16 protein-coding genes are annotated in these 17948 nt (G+C 39.8%); 4 read left to right on the top strand and 12 right to left on the bottom strand.

What is annotated here, in order from left to right; translation table 11 throughout:
* Positions 1-130: 130 nt before the first annotated feature.
* The 3 genes from ndk to iscX form a co-directional block, all read right to left on the bottom strand.
* Positions 131-562, bottom strand: coding sequence for a nucleoside-diphosphate kinase (ndk, locus tag AC27JP_RS19110; RefSeq protein WP_487117526.1), 432 nt, complete (start codon positions 560-562; stop codon positions 131-133).
* 218 nt (positions 563-780) lie between these two features.
* Entirely contained in the window at positions 781-2475 is a 1695-nt protein-coding gene (locus AC27JP_RS19115; protein ID WP_487117527.1) for an NAD-dependent malic enzyme, read from the bottom strand.
* A 158-nt stretch (positions 2476-2633) separates the two neighbouring features.
* A complete protein-coding gene (gene iscX, locus AC27JP_RS19120) occupies positions 2634-2834 on the bottom strand; it encodes a Fe-S cluster assembly protein IscX (protein ID WP_487117528.1) in 201 nt (66 codons plus the stop codon).
* A 247-nt stretch (positions 2835-3081) separates the two neighbouring features.
* Between iscX and AC27JP_RS19125 the strand changes: the two genes are divergently transcribed.
* The 3 genes from AC27JP_RS19125 (at position 3082) to AC27JP_RS19135 (ending at position 5750) form a co-directional block, all read left to right on the top strand.
* A complete protein-coding gene (locus tag AC27JP_RS19125) occupies positions 3082-3327 on the top strand; it encodes a DUF2164 domain-containing protein (RefSeq protein WP_487117529.1) in 246 nt (81 codons plus the stop codon).
* Between the two features lie 95 nt (positions 3328-3422).
* Positions 3423-4628: an NnrS family protein gene (locus tag AC27JP_RS19130; protein WP_487117530.1), complete on the top strand. Its 1206-nt coding sequence runs from the start codon at positions 3423-3425 to the stop codon at positions 4626-4628.
* Between the two features lie 168 nt (positions 4629-4796).
* A complete protein-coding gene (locus tag AC27JP_RS19135; RefSeq protein ID WP_487117531.1) occupies positions 4797-5750 on the top strand; it encodes a D-2-hydroxyacid dehydrogenase in 954 nt (317 codons plus the stop codon).
* Positions 5751-5773: 23 nt separating this feature from the next.
* Here the strand turns inward: AC27JP_RS19135 and AC27JP_RS19140 are convergent, their stop codons facing one another.
* Complete coding sequence (locus AC27JP_RS19140; RefSeq protein WP_487117532.1) at positions 5774-7111, bottom strand: NAD(P)/FAD-dependent oxidoreductase; 1338 nt, start codon at positions 7109-7111, stop codon at positions 5774-5776.
* A 143-nt stretch (positions 7112-7254) separates the two neighbouring features.
* Here AC27JP_RS19140 and AC27JP_RS19145 point away from each other — a divergent pair, with 143 nt between their 5' ends.
* The gene (locus AC27JP_RS19145) at positions 7255-7821 is read left to right on the top strand and encodes a GNAT family N-acetyltransferase (protein ID WP_487117533.1); all 567 of its coding nucleotides are present in this window, start codon (positions 7255-7257) and stop codon (positions 7819-7821) included.
* Between the two features lie 345 nt (positions 7822-8166).
* Here the strand turns inward: AC27JP_RS19145 and AC27JP_RS19150 are convergent, their stop codons facing one another.
* The 8 genes from AC27JP_RS19150 to AC27JP_RS19185 form a co-directional block, all read right to left on the bottom strand.
* Positions 8167-9699: an aminotransferase class V-fold PLP-dependent enzyme gene (locus tag AC27JP_RS19150; RefSeq protein ID WP_487117534.1), complete on the bottom strand. Its 1533-nt coding sequence runs from the start codon at positions 9697-9699 to the stop codon at positions 8167-8169.
* A 217-nt stretch (positions 9700-9916) separates the two neighbouring features.
* Positions 9917-10609 carry a uracil-DNA glycosylase gene (gene ung / locus AC27JP_RS19155; protein ID WP_487117535.1) on the bottom strand — a complete coding sequence of 231 codons (693 nt, stop codon included), beginning with the start codon at positions 10607-10609 and terminating at the stop codon, positions 9917-9919.
* 187 nt (positions 10610-10796) lie between these two features.
* A complete protein-coding gene (gene thrC / locus AC27JP_RS19160) occupies positions 10797-12083 on the bottom strand; it encodes a threonine synthase (RefSeq protein ID WP_487117536.1) in 1287 nt (428 codons plus the stop codon).
* A gap of 60 nt (positions 12084-12143) precedes the next feature.
* Positions 12144-13118, bottom strand: a complete 975-nt coding sequence (thrB, locus tag AC27JP_RS19165) for a homoserine kinase (protein WP_487117537.1) — start codon at positions 13116-13118, stop codon at positions 12144-12146.
* Complete coding sequence (thrA, locus tag AC27JP_RS19170) at positions 13118-15574, bottom strand: bifunctional aspartate kinase/homoserine dehydrogenase I (RefSeq protein ID WP_487117538.1); 2457 nt, start codon at positions 15572-15574, stop codon at positions 13118-13120. Before thrA ends, thrB begins: the two co-directional genes overlap by 1 nt.
* 254 nt (positions 15575-15828) lie before the next feature.
* Positions 15829-16773, bottom strand: a complete 945-nt coding sequence (locus AC27JP_RS19175; protein ID WP_487117539.1) for a GGDEF domain-containing protein — start codon at positions 16771-16773, stop codon at positions 15829-15831.
* Positions 16774-16775: 2 nt separating this feature from the next.
* Positions 16776-17384, bottom strand: coding sequence for a chemotaxis protein (locus tag AC27JP_RS19180; protein ID WP_487117540.1), 609 nt, complete (start codon positions 17382-17384; stop codon positions 16776-16778).
* Positions 17381-17746, bottom strand: coding sequence for a response regulator (locus AC27JP_RS19185; protein WP_487117541.1), 366 nt, complete (start codon positions 17744-17746; stop codon positions 17381-17383). The genes AC27JP_RS19180 and AC27JP_RS19185 overlap by 4 nt, the downstream gene beginning before the upstream one ends.
* Positions 17747-17948: the final 202 nt, after the last annotated feature.

Raw genomic sequence — 17948 nt, forward strand, 5'->3', positions numbered from 1 at the left:
ACATTCAATTTTATATTGCCTTAAAATAGACAAAAGGATTTTACCGATTAATCAGTAAAATCCTTCAAATTAATTTTTAAACACATATAGCCACTAATTCAATTAGCCGCTCATTATGTAAAGTTTAAAATTAACGAGTACGTGGGCAAATTTCTTCGTCAGCGAAGAAGTAAGCAATTTCACGTGCCGCTGATTCTAAAGCGTCAGAGCCGTGAGCAGCATTTTCGTCGATGCTATCAGCAAGATCAGCACGGATAGTACCAGCTAATGCTTCAGCAGGGTTAGTAGCACCCATGATTTCACGGTTTTTAAGAACAGCGTTTTCGCCTTCTAAAACTTGAACCATTACCGGACCAGAAGTCATGAATTCAACTAAAGCGCCAAAGAAAGGACGTTCGCTATGTTCAGCGTAGAAACCTTCAGCTTTTTCTTTTGATAAATGAACCATTTTAGAAGCAACGATTTTTAAACCAGCAGTTTCAAAACGGTTGTAGATTTGACCAATTAAGTTTTTAGCAACTGCGTCAGGTTTTACGATAGAAAAAGTACGTTCGATAGCCATGATAGCCCTCTCAATAAAATTAGAATTAAAATACGGTATAAATTTTGGCGCGATTATAGACGAATTAAAACCAAATGCCTAGAGTTATCATTTTTAGCCTATTTACCTAAGATTAACATTACAGCGTTACTACCAATGTTATTAGCAACACTTAATTATCAAAATGAAAAAGCGCTCATAAAAATGAGCGCTTTTTAATCTTAATTATCTGTAATGAATTAAATACTGATACGACGGTATTGACGATATTCCGGTGTCCAAAAGTTACGTTCTATTTTGGCCAGCAATTGCTCATCACTCATCGGCAATGCTAATTCTTGCTCATAGGCCACTTTCGCGACAGCAAAGGCTATTTTTTTACTTAAATCAGCAATTTCTACCAATGGTGGCAATAATTCACCTTCACCGGTATTAGCTAATGGCGAGGCTTGCGCTAGCATATCACTCGCCGCCATTAACATTTCATCTGTGATACGGTTAATGTTGGCAGAAACAACGCCTAAGCCAATACCCGGGAAAACATAGCTATTGTTACACTGCGCAATTGGGAATAACTGTCCTTTATATTCTACCGGTGCAAACGGGCTTCCGGTGGCAATAACCACCTCACCTTCAGTCCAGTTAATCACTTGCTCTGGTGTCGCTTCAACTTGTCGAATAGGATTACTCAATGGAAAAACAATCGGTTTAGCACAATGAGATTTCATCGCTTTGATGACCTCTTCAGTGAACAAACCTGGCACACCTGAAACACCGATCAAAATCGTTGGCTTTGCACCGTTCATCACTTCTAATAATGACGCGTATTCCCCTTCAACTTGCCAATCATTGACCGCAGTTTTAGCTTGTACTAGTTTTTCTTGAAAGTCGCGTAAGCCATTCATACCTTCAGTAAGTAAACCAAAGCGGTCAACCATAAACACTTGGCTGCGCGCTTGTTGCTCAGAAATGCCCTCGCTAACCATTTGCGAAATAATTTGTTCGGCAATACCACAACCGGCCGAGCCGGCACCAACAAAGGCAACCCGCTGCTCGGAAAGTTTGTCACCTTTGGTGCGACAAGCCGCCAGCAAAGTTCCAACAGTAACAGAAGCCGTACCTTGAATATCGTCATTGAAACAACAAATTTCATCACGATAGCGTTTTAATAATGGCGTAGCATTGGGTTGAGCAAAATCTTCAAATTGCAATAAAACATGGGGCCAGCGACGCTTAATAGCTGAAATGAACATCTCAAGAAATTCGTCATATTCTGTTTGCGCAATACGAGGATGACGCCAGCCCATGTACATAGGGTCATTCAATAATTTTTCATTATTGGTACCAACATCTAACATTACTGGTAAGGTATACGCAGGACTAATGCCACCACAAGCGGTATAAAGCGACAATTTACCAATCGGGATCCCCATACCACCAATACCTTGGTCACCTAAGCCTAAAATGCGCTCACCGTCGGTTACAACAATAACTTTTACTTTGTTTTTAGTGGCATTACGTAAAATATCATCTAGTTGATGACGTTGATCATAAGAAACAAACAGGCCGCGAGAACTACGATAAATATCAGAAAATTGTTCACATGCATCACCAACGGTTGGGGTGTAAATAATCGGCATCATTTCCGCTAAATGTGCTTGCACTAATTTAAAAAACAAGGTTTCGTTGTTGTCATGAATCGCGCGTAAGTAGATATGCTTATTTAAGTTAGTTTGAAAACTACGATATTGCATATAAGCACGTTCAACTTGCTCATCTATGGTTTCAAATCGTGGTGGTAATAATCCGGTAAGATTAAAATGAGAACGCTCTTCTTCACTAAAGGCACTACCTTTATTTAGTAACGGGGTTTCGAGTAGGCTTGGGCCAGCGTAAGGAATATATAATGGGCGCTTATTTTTATCTAATGTCATAGTTGAGGCAGTTCTTTATAGTTTAAGTGAATGGCGAGAATTCATCATAGGAATAATGATGTTCACATTATAGTCAAATAAATACGTTTGAAAAGTGATATGCGTCAATCACTAAGCATTAGTTACATTATGTTAGAAGATCAAACCTGACACTTGTGCTAATCAGCTTCCGAAATCCATGCTAACTGAATTGCTTCAAGTACGCGTTCACCGCAATGTTTAGGGTCATCTTCAAAGTTCTCTAATGCTAAAACCCACTGCATTAATTCCGGAAAATGCAGTTTCATTGGGTCAACATCAGGGTGTGCTTCAATTAAATCTAATGCTATATCTAAAGAGTCTGTCCAGCGATATCCCATGTTTTTTCTCCTATACAGTTTCAAAACATCTTAGTGAATAATTAAACCAAACCATAAGCTATCTGCAACCAACATTAAGATCAGCCAGAAAATAATCATTCGAGATTTACGGCAAAATTGGCAGTCGGTATGCCACCATTGTTTAAAAGACGATTTACTCACAACTATTCACTTAAATTACCAAGGTTAATGAGAGTATAATGCATGCAAGCAAAATCCTTGACTTATCTTTAATGGAAACTTGGCAATGTCAGCAATTAAATTTACCAATACCGAAAAAACCTTACTTATCGACAAATTACAACACTATTTTGAGCGCGAATTAGACCAAGAATTAGGGCAATTTGATGCCGACTTTTTGCTCGATTTTTTTAGTAAGGAGCTGGGTGCTGTTTATTACAACAGAGGCTTGTATGATGCTCAATCACTAATGTCGACTAAAATTGAACTCATTGCTGAACAAATCGTTGAGCTAGAGCTGCCAACGACTTAGTTTCACCATTGAAGCTGTCGTTATTTGATATACGGCAAAGTAATTATTTTTTATTCATTTATGATAGTCACAACTTAGCTCTTAAGGTTACGCAGATGATGCAAATTACCGACTTAAACAAAGAACAACAAATTACCCCATTATTTCGCTTGGGTTTTCGGCCATTTTTTCTCGCTGGCGCACTTTTTAGTGTTATCGCCATTGTTTTATGGCTGCTGATGTATCGAGGCACTGTCAGCTTTAACCCATTAGGTGGTGGTTATTGGTGGCATATTCATGAAATGATTTTTGGTTTTGGCTGTGCCATTATTGCCGGATTTTTACTAACCGCCGTACAAAACTGGACGGGACTTCCTGGTGTTCGAGGTAAGGTATTAGCTGGCCTGTTTTTCTTGTGGCTTGCTGGGCGTATCGGCTTACTATTTCCAGACTTACTTGGCTCAAGCCTAACCACTTTTATCGACTTAGCCTTTTTGCCTTGTGTGGCTTATATTCTTGGCAAACCTATCTTAGCCATTAAGCAGTATCGCAATTTATTTTTTGTGCCATTACTGACCATTTTCACAATTGCCAATGCAGAAATGCATGCCAGTATTTATTATCCTGGAACGGTATCAACTCAATACGCTGGCTATGCGGGTGTTATGTTAGTCACTTTGCTTATTTCAGTCATGGCTGGCCGAGTTGCCCCCATGTTTACGGCAAACGGAACAAAAACAACCAAAGCAACGCCTTTACCTTGGCTAGATAAGTTAACCAATGGTTCACTTGCACTCGTTACCATATTATTACTACTTCATCCTATTATTGGCATGAACAATTTCTACATTGGCGTGATATTAATATTGGCTGGCATTTTTCAAGCAATTCGCTGGTTAAGATGGCGCCCATGGATCACCTTAGGTGTGCCGCTATTGTGGTCGTTGCACTTTTCTATTAAAGCCATGGCTTTTGGTTTAACATTACTTGGCCTGAGTTATTTAATACCAGAAATTCCAAGCAACCATGTTTGGCATTTAATTACCGTCGGCGGTATTGGCGGTGTTATTCTTGCGATGATTTCTCGAGTCTCTTTAGGTCATACCGGAAGAATGCTACAGCCACCTAAACTGATGTCCTTAGCATTTGCTGCTATGGTAATAGCAAGTTTAGTGCGTAGTTTTGGTCCTTGGGGGTTTCCAGAAAAAACCCTGATGTTTATTGATATCAGTGGTTTCTTTTGGATACTGGCCTTTACACTATTTGTGTTTTTTTATGGTCCTATGCTGTTAAAACCGCGCGAAGATGGTCGCCCAGGTTAACACCACTGCGCTGAGACAGTATTGTAATAAAGACCTATCAGCAATCTAAATGCCTTAATGGGAAAACCGTTAAGGCATTTTTATTTTTGTCAAAATGATTATTGTGATCATCGACCATTTCTTTTGTTTAATATAAGCTTACGCTATATTCTTCCGCCGAGTCACGCCATGCAAGCCGTTTTATTAGATGCTCAAACATTTAGTCATCAAGTCGATTTTTCAGTAATAGCACAAGCCGTCGATGAGTTGACGTCACATGCAATCACAGCTCCCGAGCAGATTATTTCTCGCTGTATCAATGCAGAAGTAATACTTAGCAATAAAGTCGAGCTTAACCGTGAAACATTGCAACAACTGCCGCAGTTAAAATTAATTTGTATTACTGCCACCGGCATTAATAACGTTGATATTCAAGCGGCGCAGGAACTTAACATCGCGGTAACCAATGTCAGTGGTTATGCAAAAAACTCCGTCGCACAATATGTCTTTGCTCAATTGTTATCGCACTACAGCCAAATTGAGCATCACAATGCTAACTGCCAACAAGGCTTATGGTCGCAAAGTAAAACGTTTTGTCTGCATGGCCATGACAGTATTGAGCTAGCAGGCAAGTCTATCGCTATTATTGGCTATGGCACGCTTGGGAAGAAAGTCGCCGAAATTGCCAAAGTATTTGAGATGGAAGTGTTAATTGCCGAAAGACCTAGCGCGACATCTATACGTTCAGACCGAGTGGCATTTTATCAGGCATTGAAACATGCTGACGTTATTAGCTTACACTGCCCGCAAACTCCAGAAACTGAAGGTCTGTTTAATGCTGATATATTTCAGCAAATGAAAAGCGATGCGGTATTAATAAATACTGCTCGCGGCGCCTTAATTAACAATAAAGATTTACTTAATGCGCTGAATAACGGGCAATTAGCTTGTGCAATTTTGGATGTATTAGAGCAAGAGCCGCCACCAAAAGATCATATCCTGTTAGCGGCTCAATCAGCTAGATTAAAAATAACCGCCCACATAGCTTGGGCAAGCACGCAGGCTCAGCAAGCTTTATTGAATTTGGTCGCGACCAATATAACAGCATTTAAACAAGGTCAGCGACTCAATAGGGTTGATTAGATGGCCCTTATAAAGTAAAAAACTTAGAACCATTGATCCTTAATTTTGCCATAATGAAAATAGCCCCATTGCCCGACTCGCCTCAGCGGAGCAAAGGGGAACTTAGGTAGAGCTTTATTATACAAAGGCAAATTAGGCACTTGCTGCTCTGCTACTTTCTCTGCCAAACGTTTACCCGCTTGCACTGAAAATGACACGCCACTGCCACAATAGCCCATACTGTAGAACACTGACTGCTCTTCGTTCTGGTAAATGTGTGGTAAATCATCAAGCGCCATACAAATCCAGCCAGACCACGCATAGCTATAATTAATATTGCTCAAGGCAGGGAAACTGGTTTTTAACACTGACAGCAAACGCTGTGCATAATAAGGATCATCGGCACTTTTACCTGTGATCGCGCCACGGCCGCCAAATAAAATCCGGTTATCAGGCAACTTTCGGTAATAATACTTTAATGCCCGCGTGTCCATCACCACATTAGAAGTTAGAAAGTTACAAGCGGCGAGCTGCTCTTGAGTTAACGGCTCAGTAACGATTATTTGCGAAAGTACCGGTAAGGTTCTATCAGTTGTTAGTGCGTGAAAACCTTTAGGTGTATAGCCATTGGTGGCAATAACCACTTTTTGCGCCGTTACAGTACCGTTTGGTGTTTGCAACACTTGCTTATTATCACGTGTTTGCCAACTTTCAACCGGTGAAGCACAATGAACTTTAGCGCCTGCTTGACGAGCTAATTTTTGGTAACCCCAAGCGAGTTTTAATGGGTTTAAACCAAAGCCGTCCTGATAACGTATTGCGCCATAAGCATTGCGATCATCCATATACTGCTGACGCAGATCATTTTGCGATAATATTTCGACATCATAGCCAAACATTTTCTGCTGAAGTTTCGCCAATTCAATCAATTCTTTGAGCTTGTTAGCTTTATGAGCAACTTTAATATAGCCGGCACTTTGCTGATCGCAATTTATACCTTCGCCAATTAAACTGTTTACCGTTTCAACGCCGGCAGCCATTTCCTTGTAGATACCGCGCATCACTTCTTCGCCCCATTGCTTAGCCATTTGACTATAGGACTTTCGACCGGAAGATTTAAGAATAAAGCCTGCGTTTCTACCGCTACACCCCCATGCTGTTTGGTTTGCTTCAAGAATATGCGCGTTAATGCCGTGATTTCGTGCTAAATGTAATGCACATGATAAGCCAGTATAGCCACCACCAATAACCGCAACATCGACATCAATATCTTGTGATACAGCGCCATCATGCTCTGGCGCACTGCCAGAAATATTGGCCCAATAACTTTCCGGGTAAGGCTGATCACAGCCAGGTGAGACATGGTGTAACGGATCGTACATTTTCACTTCCAAATTCTGATTACGTAATTATATCAAGTTGACTGTTAAAACAGACATTATGCACGTTTTTAATAACCTGCAATATTAAAGTATCTCAAAAAAAATAGTACAATGCTGTAACAGCAAATGGAAAAATCAATTTTATGAGCATAACGCTAAATTACCAACAACTAACCCCTACCGACTTTAATGAAATTATACGTTTAGCTAGCGATGTTCACGGTGAAGGCTACCTTGACCAAACGAGTATGAAAGCTTGGTATGAAAAGGGCTTAAAAGACAATATCAATAGCGGCTTTGTGGTCTACCATGATGATAAACTTGTGGGTTTTCGAATTACTTATGCTGTTGAGCAATGGCAAATTGATAAGTGGTGTTCGCCGGAATTATGGCCGGTTGCCGCCGAGAAAGTCTGCTATTTTAAATGTAATACTGTCGATGAAAATTATCGTGGTCATGGCATAGGTGGCGAACTTTTAAAACGTTCAATTGCTGTTGCAAAGCAGCAAGGTGCCAACGCTGGCGTTAGTCATTTATGGAAACAAAGCCCAGGTAACAGTGCAGTGAAATATTTTACTAAGTGTGGTGGCATATTAATTAAAGAACATCCAGACCGGTGGCGAGAGCTAAGTTTAGCGGGATACGAATGCCCCATTTGCCATAATGATTGTCATTGTGAGGCCGCTGAAATGATGGTGGTATTTGATTAGCGATAAAAAGTTTAAGTCACGATATTGTCGGCTATTAGCACTAATAACCGACAAAAACTCCAGAGCAATTACCTTAGGGGCTGTTGATCTTTCGCGGTTAAATTTTGTTCGAGATAAAAGCGTTTTAATCGCGGCGAGTCGTATGTGGCCTAGTCATTTTAAGCAAATACGACTCAACAAAGAGTAAAGCGCTTTTGGCCGAATTCTTCGGACAACGTTTGTTGGCTATTTTTACAGCGTTATCATCTTTTTATGTGGAATAACCACATGACAAAGCCTCTGCCTTTTATTAATAGCCAACAAAATGCTGCAAAAGTAATCTCGAAAGATCAACAGCCCCTACTATTAACCAAAAATTTTACGTAGAAATGATGGCGATTCAGCCAGTTCTGCACTTGGTGCTTTTTCATGGTTAGACAAAGGGTTAAAACTAGCTAAACTTGGGAATTCTACCTCAAGACTACTGTGCTCATAATCTCCCGTCGCAGGATTAAAACGGTACTCTTTACTCCAAGCGACTAAATTTTCTGTCACTTGATTAATCGCATTAACCACAAAAGCCACTTCTTTGTCTGAGGTTGTTGGATGAAATGAAGCCCTGATCCAGCCCGGTTTCTCAGCAAAGTCACCGGAATCAATTTGTTCGGTTATTTTTGACGAAGTATCTTGGTCAACATTCAGTAGAATATGGCCATACGTGCCGGCACATGAACAACCGCCCCGAGTTTGTACACCAAATTTGTCATTTAATAATCGAACAATTAAATTATGATGAGCACCACGAACATAAAAAGAAACTATGGCTAAGCGATCACGAATGTTAGGCTCAAGCATCACAACCTGATCATTTTTCGCTAATGTATCCATAACATAATGGGTTATTTCAGCTTCACGCTGATGAATGTTTTCAACCCCCATAGCATCTTTTAACTTAATTGCCAATGCTGTTTTTATACACTGTAAAAAACCCGGTGTGCCACCGTCTTCGCGCATTTCAATATTATTGAAGAAGCTATGTTTACCCCAAGGATTAGTCCAAGTCACGGTACCGCCGCCAGGATGGTCTGGCACTTTATTTTTATACAGTACTTTATTGAAAACTAATACGCCTGAGCTACCCGGACCGCCTAAGAACTTGTGCGGAGAAAAATAAATAGCGTCTAGTGCTTGCTTCGGGTTACTTGGGTGCATATCAATATCAACATAAGGTGCTGACGCAGCAAAGTCGACAAAACATAAACCACCATGCTGATGCATGATTTCGGCTAATTGATAGTAAGGTGTTTTAATACCAGTAACATTAGAACAGGCTGAAAATGAACCTATTTTTACTTTTCGGTCTTGGTATTTTTCTAGTAATAACTCAAGGTGCTCTAACGACGGTAGACCATCACTATCTGGGTCTACTATTTCTAGTGTTACATCGCATTCATACCAAGAGGTTTGATTTGAGTGATGTTCCATATGAGTAATAAAAACCACTGGTCGGTCACTTTCACAAAACGTTACTTGCTCTTGCATACGCTCGGGAATACGTAAACCTAAAATCCGTTGAAACTTATTTACCACTGCCGTCATACCTGCACCAGCGGTGATCAAAACATCATTCTCGCAAGCGTTAACATGACGTTTAATAATATATTGCGCATCATGATAAGCATGCGTCATGGCGCTACCCGTTAAATTGGTTTCGGTATGTGTGTTGGCTACATAAGGACCTAATTCATTGGTAAGATAGTCTTCAATGGGTTGATATAAACGGCCACTAGCCGTCCAATCGGCATAAATTATATCTAATGCTTTACCATTTATTTTATGGCTTAAATTTTGTCCGATGACATTTTTTCGAAATGGTAGAAAATAATTTTCCAAAGACATTGCAAATGCTCTCGCTTATAGCAGTAATTAAAAACATACTAGCATTTACCACATTCTTAGCAATTTAAAACCACAAAGACGGCACAATAAGCAATATTAAACTCACTTAAAGAAATTTATAGGAATTTATCTCTAAGCAGGGGTTGCTTTCACGGTAAATATGAAAATTAATTTTCTAAATATATAAATAGCGAAATAATTTTCCAATAACAAAGCCTTACTCGCGGATCTGCCAGTCAATAGCAGCTATATTTTGCTCGCTAAGCCAATGGTTTGCTTTGGAAAAGTGTTGGCAGCCGAAAAAACCACGGTAAGCCGACAATGGCGAAGGATGTGGACCATTGAGCACTAAATGTTTTTGCTGATTAATGTTTTTACCTTTCTTCTGTGCATGACTACCCCAAAGCATAAATACACAGCCAGGATTCTGCTCATTAAGTTCGCTAATAATCTTATCGGTAAAAACTTCCCAGCCCAGCTTTGCATGAGAATGTGCCTGTCCTTGCTTGACGGTTAATACGGTATTGAGTAGCAACACGCCTTGCTTTGCCCATTCCGCTATGTAGCCATGCTTTGGTGTGATAAAGCCGGTAATATCTTGGCTAAGTTCTTTGTATATATTGACTAAAGATGGTGGCACTTTTATGCCTTTGCGAACAGAAAAAGCTAAACCATGCGCTTGAGAAGTACCATTTTTTCCAACGCCGTGGTATGGGTCTTGTCCGAGTATTACCACTTTAACATCAGTTAGATCAACAGTAGAAAAGGCACTAAAAACATCCTCTTCTGATGGGAAGATAACCTCGCCATTTAGCCTTTGCTGGTTTACAGCCTGAGATAAACTACGGAAGTAATCTTGCTGTTGTTCTTCGGCAACTATTGCTTGCCATTGCGGTTTTAATTTTGTCATTTCATAGCTCTTTGATTCGCTAATATATATTGGAACATCATTCTTTACCATCTATTGCATGTCTTCCATCCTGAAAATTGCCACTATTTCACATCCATGTGATCGTGACATACCGTTCATCCTGAACATAAAAAAGGCAGTAAAAACTGCCTTTTTATAATTATACGGTTTTATATAAACTATGTAACTAAGCCAGTAAATATGCTCTTAGCTCTGAAAACTCAGTTGATGCGGTTGTGGAAAGAATGGTTTCACTTGCACAATCGGCCAACTCTTTTGGTAAACCAATCGGTTGTCCTAAGGTGTTTTCAACAATATCTTTAAATTTGGCCGGATGGGCAGTACCTAAAAAGACCCCAAACTCGTCATCAAGAGCATTATGTTGCAATGCTCTATAAGCAACAGCAGCATGTGGTTCACTAATGTAACCTAACTTTGCTAATTGGATCATGGTCATTTGCGTTTGTTCTTCATCAATAGATACTGAGCTAACACAATCTTTATCTACAATCCCCGCTTTCAGCATGTGTTCAACCCGTGGCCAATTATTTGGGTTACTGACATCCATGGCATTTGAAATAGTCGCTACGGTATCATTTGGTGACCATTCTCCGGTTTGGAGATAACGCGGTACTGTGTCATTGGCATTGGTCGCGGCTACAAATCGTTTAATCGGTAAACCCAGTGCTTTAGCAAAAAGTCCAGCGGTTAAATTGCCAAAGTTACCGCTAGGGATTGAAAAAACAAGTTCATTAAGTGCCTCACGGCCTTTTTGACGATAAAGCTGGGCAACCGCTTCAAAATAGTAGCAAATTTGTGCAAGCAAACGGCTAATATTAATCGAATTGGCCGAGTTTAAACCGATAGTTTCTTTTAGCTCTTGGTCATCAAAAGATTGTTTTACCAAAGCCTGGCAATCATCGAATGTTCCTTCAATGGCGATTGTTTTAATATTGCCGCCAAGCGTAGTAAACATTTTCTCCTGCAATAAACTAATTTTTCCTTTAGGGTAAAGAATAACCACATCAATGTTGTCAATGTCATGAAAGGCATGAGCAACAGCCGCCCCCGTGTCACCAGAAGTTGCGGTTAAAATGGTAATTTTTTTGCCTTGGCTAAATGCTTGTAAACATTTGGCCATAAAGCGGGCACCAAAATCTTTGAATGCCAATGTTGGCCCATGAAATAACTCTAAAATGGCCCGATCTTCACTGATGGGTTGAATTTGAGCCGGAAAGTTGAAAGCATCGGTAACTATTTCAGTTAACTGTTGTTCTGAAAGATCATCGCTAACAAAAGGGTAAAGTACTTTTACGCTGCGCTCAACCATCGGCAGAGCAAGCAATGCTTCAATATTGTCAAAGCTTGGAATAGTTTCTGGGAAAAATAGCCCTTGATTACGGCCTAAACCTTGTTTTACCGCACCAGCAAAACTTACTTGTTCGTCATTTTCTTTTAAATTATAAAATTTCACACTTAAATTCCTATATAAAATGGTTATTTCCTGATCTTTTATCGAAAAATAACCGCGCGGTTACGCCAAGCTAACCGCACCTTGATTGTCTGGTTGGCAAATATGGACAAAGCCTTCACTTACGCCGCTTGCTAATGTTTGTAAATAATTCTGCGTTAGCCAATCTGCAAACTGAACGGCTTTATCTTTATCATCAGTAACACAGAAAAGCGTCGGACCTGAGCCTGAAATTCCTACCGCTAAGCTGCCATGTTCTTTAAGGTAAGCGACTGCTGCGCTATAACCTGGTAAAATTGATTGTCGATAAGGCTCAGCAACCACATCGGTTAATACCGAATAAGCTTGGCTTTTATCTCCTCGATGACAGGCGTCAACAAAGGTTGCTAGATTTTGTCCAAAGCTAATTAAATCAGCTCGAGAGTAATCTGTTGGTAAAATATCGCGAGCAGCTTTGGTTGACACTTCAATGCCAGGATAAGCCATCACGTAATAGCATTCTTCAAATGCCGGTAATTTACGAGCAATGACTTCTTGGTTTGGCACCATTAGCTGCATGCCACCGAGAAAACATGGCGCAACATTATCATAATGCAAACTACCACTAATTTGTGCTTCCATTTTTCCCATCATTTTTAGCAATGGTTTTTCATCAAAACTAAATTGATGGTACTTCTCATAAAAGGCATTAAGCCCCGCTAAGGCGGCGACAACAGAGCAAGCACTTGAGCCTAAACCGCTGCCGACTGGCATGCGCTTTTCTAAGATTAGCTTAACCTTGACAACATCTTGTTGATGTTCAATAAGTTGCTGATTAAACAATAGCAAACACTGCCAAACAATGTTGTTTTCGACATTACTAGGTAGCTTTTTTGCAAAGCTACCTACAACTTCTAACTCATCACCTTTATTACTATGCGTGACAGTAACAACGTCACCTAATAATGTGCCATCTATTGGTTTTACGGCCAGCCCTAAAACATCAAAGCCGACATTAACATTACCAATTGAGGCTGGTGCAAATACAGAAACACTCATTAGTGTTGTTGCTCCCATGCTAACGTTCTTAATAAATCACCAAATACACCGGCAGCAGTAACCGCCGCACCGGCACCATAACCGCGCAATACAAACGGTAAAGGTTGATAATAGCGGCTATGTACCGCTAAGGCATTTTCACCGTCTTTAACACTATATAGCGGATGCCCTTGACCTACAGCTTCAATGGTAACCTGACATTGGCCATCAATGATATTACCTATATATCTTAATACTTTACCTTCAGATTTGGCGGCATTTATACGCTGAGCGAAACTTTCATCTAATTGCGGTAAGTTAGTCATAAAGCTCGCAACATCACCACTGGCATCAAAATCATCAGCTAGTACAGAATCGACCTTAATATCACTTAGCTCTAGCGCCATGCCGGCTTCTCTCGCCATAATTAATAGTTTGCGCGCAACGTCCATACCGCTTAGATCATCACGAGGATCTGGCTCAGTAAAGCCTTGTTCTTTTGCTAACGCCGTAGCTTGAGACAGGGTCATTCCTTCATCTAGCTTTCCGAAAATATAAGATAAAGAGCCTGATAACACTCCTTCAAAACGGTGCAACTCGTCACCTGCTTTCAGTAAATTTTGCAAAGTATCGATAACCGGTAAGCCTGCCCCCACCGTTGTTTCATATAAAAAGCGTCGGTTAGTTTTTTGCGCTGCAGCTCTTAACGCTTGATAGTATTGCCATGAATCAGTATTAGCTTTTTTGTTAGGTGTTACCACGTTAAAGCCAGCCTCTAAATACTCAACATAATTTAACGCCAATTCTTCATTAGACGTACAATCAACTAGTACCGGGTTGATAAGATGATTTTCTCGAACAAAATCTTTAATGTTATCAACAGTCAAGCTCACGGCTTGTTGTTCAAAACTTGGCTGCCAGTCACTTGCATTGATGCCATCAGGATAAAAGACTATCCCGCGACTATTCGCCAAACCATAAACTTTTAAAGCAATATTATCAGCTTTTAGTTTTGGTTGTTGCCTGGCAATTTGAGCCAACAACTCGCTACCGACAACACCACAACCAACAAGAAAGACGTCAATAGTTTGCTTATGGGAAAAGAAATTTTGATGGCTAACCTTCATAGCATCGGTACATTTTCGGCTTTCAATAACCACAGAAATACTGCGCTCAGATGAGTCTTGTGCAATAGCAACGACATTTACTCGGGCTTGTGCCAATGAAGCAAAAAATTTCGCGGCTACCCCCTGTTGATGATGCATACCATCACCGACTAAAGAAACAATAGAGAGTTTATTAGTCAAACTCAATGGCTCTAATAAGCCATTGAGTAGCTCTAATTCAAATTCATCTTGCAGGCTTTGCTTAGCACGAACGTCGTCTGCGGAATAAATACAAAAGCTAATACAATATTCACTAGAAGACTGACTGATCAAAACTAAAGAAATATTCTCGCGACTCATGGTGGCAAAAACGCGGCTAGCCATGCCGACCATGCCTTTCATCCCTGGGCCGGAAACATTAACCATAGTTAAATCATCAAGGTTAGAAATCGCTTTCACTTGTTTTTTCTGATCATTTTCATTGGCAATCAAAGTGCCTGCAGCATCTGGATTACCGGTATTTTTAATTAAGCACGGAATATGATGCTGGGCAATCGGGCCAATGGTTTTAGGATGCAAAACGCTGGCGCCAAAATAAGAAAGCTCCATGGCTTCTTGATAAGATAAGTAATCTAACAACTGCGCTTCTTTAATTAGCCGTGGATCGGCATTGTAAACACCATCAACATCCGTCCATATTTCACAATATTCTGCTTCACTACAAACCGCTAATACGGCTGCAGAATAATCAGAGCCATTACGCCCTAATGTTGTCACATCACCTTTGCTATCAACGCCAATAAAACCTGGCATTAGTGCAACTTCATTCAATTCACTATAGTTTTGTTGAAATTTTTCTTTACATAGTACTAAATCAGCAACCGCATTCAATGCAATATCATTAGTATGCAAGAATTTTTCCGGCGCAATAGTACTTACCTCAATATTATCGACCGCTAATACTGAGTGCAGTAATGCGACACTTAAGCGCTCACCGATACTGATGATACGTGCACGCACATGCTCAGGACAAAAAGACAATAATGTTGCACCGTGCAAATATCGGCTTAATTGCTGTTCCCAATTTGCCAACGCTTGCTCACTATGCTGATGGCAAAATTCAGGCAAGGTCGCCGACAAATCACTAATAATATTTTCAATAGCATGTTTAAAGTGCTGTAAGTCGCTTTTCAGCTTCTCTTCATCTGAAATATTTTCAGCCATCGCGACCAAATGGTTCGTTACCCCTTGCGGCGCAGAAACAACGACAGCCAATTTTGACGACTGGTGCTTGTTTTTGATGATATTAGCAACATCAATAAAACGCTGTGCCGTCGCTAACGATGAACCACCAAACTTTAATACACGCATTTTTACTCCTTATAAAACGAAAAAAGCCCGAAACCTTTATGGTCACGGGCTTGATAAAATTAGTAAGTTTTACACGTCAGCCGATGACCACCATCCCAATGAGGGTGGTAGTGGTAATAATAATGGTACGGCGAAGTGAAATATTCATAGTTATAAAGTGCCTGAACTGTAAAAATCTGTCAACTGATATTTTTGAATAAAATAAACTAATATATGTATAAAAGTTAGGTGTAATGAATATTTCTCAATTATATTCAAACCTCAACGGTTTCGTTTGCTAAACAAACACGATTTCGCCCCGCCGCTTTAGCATCATATAATGCAAGATCAGCGTTACTAATAAGATCTTCATAGCGAGCATTATCACTGTCAATAATCGCAACGCCAATACTAGCGGTGACGCTAATAATCCGATCTTGATATTGGATGGTATTTTTAGCAATGGCTTGACGAATACGTTCTGCAACCTCTTCAGCGCCTTCTATATCAGTATTAGGCAATATCACGGCAAACTCTTCACCACCATAGCGGCCAAACAAATCGCCCATGCGTAATAATTTGTCGACAGTTTTTGCCGTCTCGACTAACACCATATCGCCACCTTGGTGACCAAAGGTGTCGTTAAGTAATTTAAAATGGTCTAAATCTAACATCACTAAAGCTAAATCATGCTGATAGCGACGTGCGCGTGAAAACTCTTTTGCCAGACATTCTTCCCAGTGTTTACGATTAAACGCTTGAGTTAAGCCATCAATACGATTAGACAAAGCCAGTTCTTGCAACGCTTTATTTAACTGAGTTTGGTAATGACATACATCGGTAACATCTTCAATTAAAATGCAAATATGCTCTACTTCACCTTCAACTTCAACCGGCAAAAAGGTACAGTTTTGCGCCATAAAATGACTGTCAGTGGTGATGGGACGAGAATGAGATAATTCAAATAAATGATGACGTTGTTCCCAGCCACAAAAGGACGGAGTTTTAAGTTGAATGACACTTGACAATTTTCGCTCAAACCACTTTTTAGGTAACTCAGGGAAAACGGTAAAAATACTTTTCCCTGTCACATCATTATCATTTTTATTGGCATGCACTTCCAAGAAGCGATTCCACATAACAATATTATATTGGCGATCTAGAATTAAAATCCCAGTGTTTAATCGATTTGAAATATTAATACAAAGCTCATCTAACATAATTAGTAATCTTCTAGTATCCGATCAATAACCGTTTTAATGTTATTAATGGCTTCCTCTGGGATCAACAATACCATATCGCAATTAAACGAATAATCAGTAACTTGATAGCTGATCCGCACCTTTAAAGCTAAATCCCAATTAAATGATTGTTGGTTCAAATGTTCTGAAACCGTACCATAATTCGCAGACAGTAATCTCGGCGCACTATATGACATTTGATTATTAATTTGGCTGGCAAAAACATTTAAAAATGTTGTAGTTAAAATAGAACTCAGATCAATGATTTGCTCATCAAAGGTCAATTCATCTGCCTCATAGCCCAGTAAGTCAGCTAAACGATCAGAATCTTGTGGTTGATACATTAATAAGGCTTCACCACGAATTCCTTCATAGCCAAAAAAGCCTTGGCTAACAACGGCGGTAGCATTTAAGTCTTTATTAAGAGTATCAAATAATTGCTCCGCTTTGACTTGTTCTATATTGGGGACTTTTAAATAGACAAAGGTATCTAAATAACGGGCAAGCTGGTCACTGGCTTGTCCCATTGCGACATTAATAAGCTCTTGCAAGCAATCTTGTTGATCTTCATCAAGGTCAAATGCAATCATAGTAATCCATGCATTGCCAAATTTTGATTTAAGGTCTCTAGCTGCACTGGCTTACGTAAAAACGCCCTGGCTCCCAGCTCTAAAACACGACTTTGCATTTCTGGCTGAATATCAGCAGAAATAACAAATACGGGCAATTCAATACTTTCGTCTTTCATGGCTTGTAAAACGCCCAAACCATCGATGACAGGCATAGTCAAATCAAGAAATAGCACATCAATATCTTGATTGCGCAAAATGATCAGTGCTTCTTCACCATTTTTGGCTAATTGCACGTTAGTTGACAATTTTTCTGGAAGGCTTCTTAAAACTTGCTTTCTAGCTAAGTTAGAGTCATCACAAATAAGAACACTCGCGCTCATTTGATGCTAATCCTTTATTATTTTTATTATTAACCTCTAATTTACCTGAAATTAACGCCGCTGTTAATTACTAATACAGGTAAAAATGACGTTTTTTTAAATTTTTATCGCTAAAAGTACGTATTAATATCACATTTCTTATTTTGTTATTGCTCAATAACACTATTTTTAATGTCTATCTTGTCGACATCTACAGAAAAAT

This window comes from Colwellia sp. SU-HH01172, from assembly GCF_057553355.1.

Bases quoted from the DNA above. Each gene is read 5' to 3' on its own strand.
- AC27JP_RS19175 (WP_487117539.1), bottom strand. From the start codon at position 16,773: ATGTTAGATGAGCTTTGTATTAATATTTCAAATCGATTAAACACTGGG.
- AC27JP_RS19180 (WP_487117540.1), bottom strand. From the start codon at position 17,384: ATGATTGCATTTGACCTTGATGAAGATCAACAAGATTGCTTGCAAGAG.
- AC27JP_RS19145 (WP_487117533.1), top strand. From the start codon at position 7,255: ATGAGCATAACGCTAAATTACCAACAACTAACCCCTACCGACTTTAAT.
- AC27JP_RS19150 (WP_487117534.1), bottom strand. From the start codon at position 9,699: ATGTCTTTGGAAAATTATTTTCTACCATTTCGAAAAAATGTCATCGGA.
- AC27JP_RS19185 (WP_487117541.1), bottom strand. From the start codon at position 17,746: ATGAGCGCGAGTGTTCTTATTTGTGATGACTCTAACTTAGCTAGAAAG.
- AC27JP_RS19135 (WP_487117531.1), top strand. From the start codon at position 4,797: ATGCAAGCCGTTTTATTAGATGCTCAAACATTTAGTCATCAAGTCGAT.
- AC27JP_RS19140 (WP_487117532.1), bottom strand. From the start codon at position 7,111: ATGTACGATCCGTTACACCATGTCTCACCTGGCTGTGATCAGCCTTAC.
- thrB (WP_487117537.1), bottom strand. From the start codon at position 13,118: ATGAGTGTTTCTGTATTTGCACCAGCCTCAATTGGTAATGTTAATGTC.
- AC27JP_RS19130 (WP_487117530.1), top strand. From the start codon at position 3,423: ATGATGCAAATTACCGACTTAAACAAAGAACAACAAATTACCCCATTA.
- thrA (WP_487117538.1), bottom strand. From the start codon at position 15,574: ATGCGTGTATTAAAGTTTGGTGGTTCATCGTTAGCGACGGCACAGCGT.
- iscX (WP_487117528.1), bottom strand. From the start codon at position 2,834: ATGGGATATCGCTGGACAGACTCTTTAGATATAGCATTAGATTTAATT.
- AC27JP_RS19125 (WP_487117529.1), top strand. From the start codon at position 3,082: ATGTCAGCAATTAAATTTACCAATACCGAAAAAACCTTACTTATCGAC.
- ndk (WP_487117526.1), bottom strand. From the start codon at position 562: ATGGCTATCGAACGTACTTTTTCTATCGTAAAACCTGACGCAGTTGCT.
- AC27JP_RS19115 (WP_487117527.1), bottom strand. From the start codon at position 2,475: ATGACATTAGATAAAAATAAGCGCCCATTATATATTCCTTACGCTGGC.
- ung (WP_487117535.1), bottom strand. From the start codon at position 10,609: ATGACAAAATTAAAACCGCAATGGCAAGCAATAGTTGCCGAAGAACAA.